The sequence below is a fragment of the Mesorhizobium sp. M7A.F.Ca.US.014.04.1.1 genome (assembly GCF_003998745.1).
In the GTDB taxonomy this organism is placed as follows: Bacteria; Pseudomonadota; Alphaproteobacteria; order Rhizobiales; family Rhizobiaceae; genus Mesorhizobium; species Mesorhizobium ciceri.
The window spans coordinates 1-1,749 of record NZ_RZRW01000863.1; the positions used below are offsets into that span (position 1 = coordinate 1).

General features: G+C 63.4%; 2 protein-coding genes. Both read left to right on the forward strand.

Annotated elements, in window-relative coordinates; all coding sequences use genetic code 11:
• A partial coding sequence (locus EOA22_RS32445; protein ID WP_127390546.1) for a dihydroxyacetone kinase subunit DhaK occupies window positions 1-676 on the forward strand: 676 nt, incomplete at its 5' end.
• 64 nt (window positions 677-740) lie between these two features.
• A partial coding sequence (locus tag EOA22_RS32450) for a nucleotidyltransferase family protein (RefSeq protein ID WP_164756136.1) occupies window positions 741-1,749 on the forward strand: 1,009 nt, incomplete at its 3' end.

The following is a 1,749-nucleotide window of genomic DNA, read 5'->3' on the forward strand; positions in this document are numbered from 1 at the left end:
GAACTATGAGGGCGACGTCATGAATTTCGAGATGGCGGCCGAAATGTCGGAAGGCGTCCAGCAGATCGTGACCAATGACGATGTCGCGGTCGAGAATTCTTCCTATACGACGGGCCGGCGTGGCGTCGCCGGCACGCTGGTGGTGGAAAAGATCGTCGGCGCGGCGGCCGAACATGGCCTGGCTCTGGCGTCGCTGAAGGCGCTTGGCGACCGCGTCAACGCTGCTACCCGCTCGATGGGCGTGGCGCTGACCAGTTGCACCGTGCCGGCGGCGGGCAAGCCGACTTTCGATATCGGCGACGGCGAGATGGAGTTCGGCGTCGGCATCCATGGCGAGCCCGGCCGCCGGCGCGATGCGCTGAAAAGCGCCGATGCGATCGCGCAGGAGATTTGCGCCGCGATCCTCGGCGATCTCGGCGACAAAGCGAAAGGCCCGGCGCTGCTGTTCGTCAACGGCTTCGGCGGCACGCCGCTGATGGAACTCTATCTGATGTACAACAGCGCACGGCTAATCTTCGAGAAGCATGGCGTGACGGTGACCCGTTCGCTGGTCGGCTCCTACGTCACCTCGCTCGATATGGCCGGCTGCTCGATCACGCTGACCATGCTCGACGACGAGACGACCGCATTCTGGGACGCGCCGGTACACACTGCGGCGCTGCGCTGGGGCATGTAAAAGCTGGCTTACATTAGGCTTTTCTGCAACCATTCCTGACTTGCTCGCAATGCTAGCTGGGTTGATGCTGCCACCGCTTACTTCCGCCCAAGAAAGACTCTTGCTGCGCTTCGCTGACCCCGAGGCGGCGGCAGGCGGCGAAGATTTGTCGGCAAAGACGCTGACGGCGCTGCTCGACAATGCCGAGTTTCACGGCGTGCTGCCGATCATGTTGCGCAAGCTCAGCGGGGACGCGCGGCTGCCAGCGGATGCCGACCTGCACGGCAAGCTGGAGGATCTGCGCCAGAAGGCAACGATCGCCACCGGCCAGTCGATGCTGTTGAAGTATCATGGCGACCGCATCATGAAGGGACTGGCGGCGGACAATATTCCGGCGCGGATCGTCAAGGGACCCGTCTTCGCGCGAAAGCTCTACCGCAACGTCGCCGACAGGCCCTTCACCGACATCGACATCCTGGTCGAACCCGCCAATCTGGCCAGGGCAAACCAGGTGATCGCGGCATGCGGCTTCGAGCTTGGCAGCAACGAGGCCGAATCCTACGAATTGCAGGAATTCAAATGGTTGGAAAAAGAGAATTCCAGCCTGCTGGTCGAACTGCATGGCGACCTCGTGCATGACACCGGCATGCGGCGGCGCCTGTCGCTGGGTTTCCCTGAATTGCGCGCCATCGACGGCGAAGCCACGGACACGCCGGCGGCTCTTCTAACGATCGCCATCGTGCACGCCGCCGGCGGCCACAAATTCCACCGCCTGCAGCTTTGCGTGGACGTGCTGCAAGGCGTGCGGGCGCTGCAATCACCCGAAGCGGAAGCACGCCTGTTCGACGCTGCCCGTATGACCGGCATCGAACTGGAGTTGGCAATCGTGCTCAATGTGACCGGCCAGCTGTTCGACGAGAGCCGCGCGCTCGAACTCGCCGGCCGCATCAAGCCCGACCTCTCCATACGGCTGGCCAGGCGGCTGATCACAACGAATACGCTGCTTGGCGTCAATTCCAGGGACAGACTGGGCTCGCGCCTGCGCCGCGACGCCTTCCGGTGGATTCAGAGATTGGCCAAGGCCCGGCCGCACG